This is a genomic window from Pantoea sp. CTOTU49201 (assembly GCF_032054795.1).
In the GTDB taxonomy this organism is placed as follows: domain Bacteria; phylum Pseudomonadota; class Gammaproteobacteria; order Enterobacterales; family Enterobacteriaceae; genus Pantoea; species Pantoea symbiotica.
Window position 1 is genome coordinate 1 of sequence record NZ_DAMBSA010000370.1, and the last position, 4,681, is coordinate 4,681.

At 51.6% G+C, this 4,681-nt stretch carries 3 protein-coding genes; all 3 read right to left on the bottom strand.

Annotation, left to right across the window (positions count from 1 at the left end; translation table 11 throughout):
• The coding region (locus tag RTY00_RS20170) for a transporter substrate-binding domain-containing protein (RefSeq protein WP_312665810.1) at positions 1 to 2,871 on the bottom strand (2,871 nt) is incomplete at its 3' end.
• Between the two features lie 9 nt (positions 2,872 to 2,880).
• Entirely contained in the window at positions 2,881 to 3,555 is a 675-nt protein-coding gene (locus tag RTY00_RS20175) for a response regulator transcription factor (RefSeq protein ID WP_312665812.1), read from the bottom strand.
• A 130-nt stretch (positions 3,556 to 3,685) separates the two neighbouring features.
• On the bottom strand, positions 3,686 to 4,681 hold a 996-nt coding region (locus RTY00_RS20180), incomplete at its 5' end, for an autotransporter outer membrane beta-barrel domain-containing protein (RefSeq protein ID WP_312665814.1).

Consider the following 4,681-nt stretch of genomic DNA (forward strand, 5'->3'; position numbering starts at 1 on the left):
CGGCGTAGCCTCAGCGATGTCATCCGGAAGCGCATCCGCCATCACGCGCACCACAATTTCGCTGCCTTTACCCAGTTCGCTGTGCAGCTGAATATCGCCATCCATCTTTTCACAGAGTGTTTTACAGATGGTCAAACCCAAACCGGTGCCACGTTTTACCTGCTCACCGTTTTGTCCCACCTGACTAAACGGCGTAAACAGTTTTTGCTGATCGGCTAGAGAAATGCCTTTTCCTGTGTCGCGCACGGTGGCGGTAATTTGCCAACGATCATGGTGCGTAAGCCTGACATCCACACTCACGCTGCCGCTGGCGGTGAACTTGATCGCGTTGCCAATCAGATTGGAGAGGATCTGCTTAAAACGCAGCGGATCGAGCCACAGCGCGGGCCCGGTTTGCGGATCAACGGACAGATGCAGATCGAGGTTTTTCTGCGCCGCCATACCGGAAAACACGCGCACCACCGACTGACAAAGTGCCTGCACGTTGCAGCGCTCTGGCTGCAGCGTCAATTTGCCGGCTTCAATGCGCGCGATGTCGAGAATATCGCCGAGCAGCTCCACCAGCTCATTCGCCGAACTAAAAGCGACGTCTAACGCCTGATGATCCACCCGATTTTTATCTGCTGATTTCCGCGCCATTTCCAGCATGCCGATTACCGCATTGAGCGGCGTGCGAATCTCATGGCTCATGGTTGAGAGGAACTGCGTTTTGGCGCGGTTAGCGTCCTCGGCTTGCTCTTTGGCCTCGTTCAGCGCTTCAAGTAATACGCGCCGCTCACTGACATCCAGCCAGCCGCCAATAACGCCCTTCACATTGCCGCTGGCATCGCGGTAAGGCAGCAGCCAGTGAAAAATCGTTTTCTCCGCACCGGAAGCATGCACAAAGGTACGATCTTTAAAGATGGGCGTGCCGCTGCTCAGCACCTGATAAAAGTCCTGAATATATTGGGTGTTCTGCTGCTTATCGTGAAAGACATCGCGTTTAAACAGCGACTGATTAATCACCTGTTCGCGTGTGGCATTGAGAAATTGCAGATAACTTTCATTACATTGGGTTAATGTGCCGCTGGCATCGCGGATATAGGTCGCATTCGGCGTGCCGTTAATCATGTCGTTCATGAATTCCAGCTGATCGTTCAACTCGCGCTGCACGCGTATTTTGATCCGAATCTGCCGGCGCAGCCAAATAGCCCAAAGCAATGACACTAAGATCAGCGCCGTGGCGAATGCTGCAGCGCTGTAAATAAAGATGCGATTCTCGCGCCAGAAATTATCGGACGACACCATGTTATTTGGACGCCACAGATTGCCGATGACATCCATTTCATCTGGCGGAATGCTGAGCATTACTTTATCGATAATGCTCAGCAGTTCTGGTGATTGCGGCGGCACGGCAAACGAGAGAAACGCCGGCGATTCATTCAGCGTGGCGCTAATGCGCATGCGATTACGATAATAACGCGCGATTTGATATTCGGAGTTGGCAAGCGTATTGGCTGCGGCATCGACATCGCCACGATTCAACATCGCCAGCGCATCACTGGCGCTGGCGGCATCAACCAGTTTCACCAACGGATAGCGACTGCGAATATAGGTCGCCATGCCGGTGCCATTGATTACTGCCAGCTTTTTACCATTGAGCTCATTCAGGTTGCGCGCGGCATTGGGCTGCTGACGCACCACCATCACGAAAGCGCTGGTAAAATAGGCGCGACTGAACATCAGGTCATTTTTGCGAGTTGTGCTTGGCGTTAATGCACCAATCATATCGGCCTGATTATTTTTCAACATGGTCTGCATTTCGCTGACATCACGCGCGCTCACCATTTCGAAATCGAGTCCGGTGCGCAGACGAATTTGCGCCAGCATATCGACGGTGATGCCGCGATAATTACCCTCGTCATCGGTGAAGGTCAGCGGCGCGAAACCATCAATGGCGACGACACGCACTTTGTTGTGTTGTTTTATCCACTGTTTTTCTGCATCACTCAGTTGGAATATCTGCTGATTTAATACACTAGCGCTGCGGCCTACATGCCATCGCTGCAGGATATTTAATCGCTCTTCATTGTTAATCTCCTGCAGCGCAATATTAACGATTTGCTGCAAAAGCGGATGAGTCGATCGCACGCCAAACGCGAGATCTTTGGCCGGGAAATCGGCGAAGTTAACCACGCGAATATTATTAATAAAATTTCGGCTGATCGGATAAAGATCGCCAAGGAATACGTCGGCATCTCCAAACGCCACCGCGCCAATGGCTTGCTGATAGCTAGGATAGGTTTGAATACTGGCCAGCGGATATTGTCGCTGAACCCATTCCAAAGGCAGATAACCGCTGGCCATCGCGATATGTTCGCCTGCCAAATCACTGCTTAGCGTGCGGCTGTTATTGCTGCGCATCGCAAGAATCGCCTGTTCGCTTGCGTAAGGTTCAGTGCGCACGACCTTGTTGCCATCATTATCAAATTGGGTGACGGAACCCAGCAAATCCACCGTGCCAGCGTTCAGGGCTTCTTCCGCCGCTTTTTGACTGGAAAATAGACGGATTTTTACCGGTTTATTGATGATGGCCGCCAGAAGTCCCACATAGTCTGCCGTGATCCCTTCCAGCTCCGCATGATTGTTGATAATGGTAAAAGGTGGATATGAAGGTCTGGCAATGCCAACGGTGAGTTGCGGTTTGGTCGCCAGCCACTGCTGCTGTTCTGCATTAAAACCTTGTGACGGAAGATGATTGAGCTGGGGAGAACGGCTCAGCAGTTTGAGGTTTAATACCTGCTCGGCGGCGGAGACCATCGCTTCATTCAGCACATAGCATGAAGTAAACAGCAGCAAAGCCAGACCGATTTTTTTCAGGGAGTTAGCCATAACGCGTGATCAGCCCACCAGATTATTGCGGTTGGCGATAACAATCAGATCTACCAGTGTTTTGACTCCGAGTTTCGTCAGCAATCGGGTTTTGTAGGTACTGATGGTTTTATTGCTCAATGTCAGTTCATTGGCGATTTCGATATTGCTATAGCCTTTGGCGAGGTAGATCAGCACCATCATTTCGCGATCGGTAAGCGTGGCGAGTTTTTCACTCTCCGTATGCGATGAAGCCTGCGCCGTCTCAACCTGCAGGAAATCTTCGGCCGGGAAAAAGGTGTAGCCCGCTCGCACAGCGCGAATGGCATCCAGTAAGTCTTCTAAGGTTTCCGTTTTTTCCACAAAACCCGAAGCGCCAGCACGACGGCAGCGGCCAGCAAACGAAGCGGCACTTTGAGAAGTAAACACCAGAATTTTAACTGCCATATTGGCAGCACGAGCACGGGTAATCACTTCAAGTCCATTGATGGTTGGAATAGCAATATCCAGAATCACCAGATCCGGCTGTAAATTTCGCATCATCTGCAGTGCTTCAGCGCCATCTGCAACTTTGCCAACCACCTCAATGTTCTCTCGCGTGAGTAACATTTCCACCGCTGTGCGTACCACCGGATGATCGTCGACAATGAGCGCGGTCACTATTTTGCTGGTTCCCGACAAGCCCATCCTATCCTGTACGGCCATCATTAGCCCCTTTGCAATCAAACATTAACCGCATCTGTTACCGTTAAGATTAACCTGGTTTTCACAACTAATGCTGTCAGAGAAAAAACCGGGTGAAATTCACCCGGTACGTTACTGAGCATTATTGCGATTAGAAGCTCAATTTGACACCAATCGCCGCGCTGGTATCACGATAGTGATTATTACCTGCCTGCTGACCAACACTGCCCCACAAATTGAGATTGGAGCGCAGTTGGCTATCAACACCGACACGCACCTCAGCAATATTCTTCTCGCCCTGCGCGCCTACTTTCACGCCGTCCAGCGTGGTGGCAAAGGTCTTGCTGTTACTGATCCAGTTGGCTTCCAGATAAGGTTTAAACACCGTCTGACCGTTTTCGCCCGCTGTTTTCATTGATGTGCGGACACCTAAACGTGACTGCACGTTGCCATCGCCCTGACTAGTGACGCGCGTACCGTTGGCTTCAGTCACATCATCAGCTTTCACGCCCATCCAGATAAACTGCGCATTGGGCTCAATGAAGTAGCTGTTGTTAAAACTGTCCTGACCCAGTTTCCAGCTATAACCGCTTTCCAGCGAGGCGGTGAAACCACGTGACTGATAGCGTTCGGCGCTTAAATGGTCGCCATTGACGCTGTTGTTAAACCAGCTGTATTGCAACCAGCTATCCACATAAGCACCGGTTTGCTGCTCAGGCTGCTGATACCAGGTGCCATAAACGCCAAGGTTATAACCGGTGGTGTGGCCCTGAGAACGATAACCGGTCACGTTCGAATCGGTGTTGCTGCGCGCGTTGCCATATCCCGCCATAGCGCCAAGGTGCAGATTGTCCGTGGTTAACAGATCGCCGCCCATTTGCAGGACGTAACGATTGGTTTCGGTTTTCAGCTGCCCGGAGCTGTCACGCACCTGCTGATGGCCGCCCAGATTACGCATCCACAGACTGGTGACTTTTTTCTCGCCGCTAAGGGCATCAACATACTGTGTTTCACCGCCGCGATCGTGCAGGCGCAGGTTGAACAGCGTATTGGAGGCTGCGATGTTAGCAATATAGTTACCGGCCTCTGGACGCAGCGTCATTTTCTCAGCTGGCAATGGTGTGATCACCGGGCTGCCGATGTCGCC

What these genes read in the sequence shown, in the direction of transcription:
- RTY00_RS20175 (WP_312665812.1), bottom strand. Translation starts at nt 3,555, where the DNA reads ATGGCCGTACAGGATAGGATGGGCTTGTCGGGAACCAGCAAAATAGTG.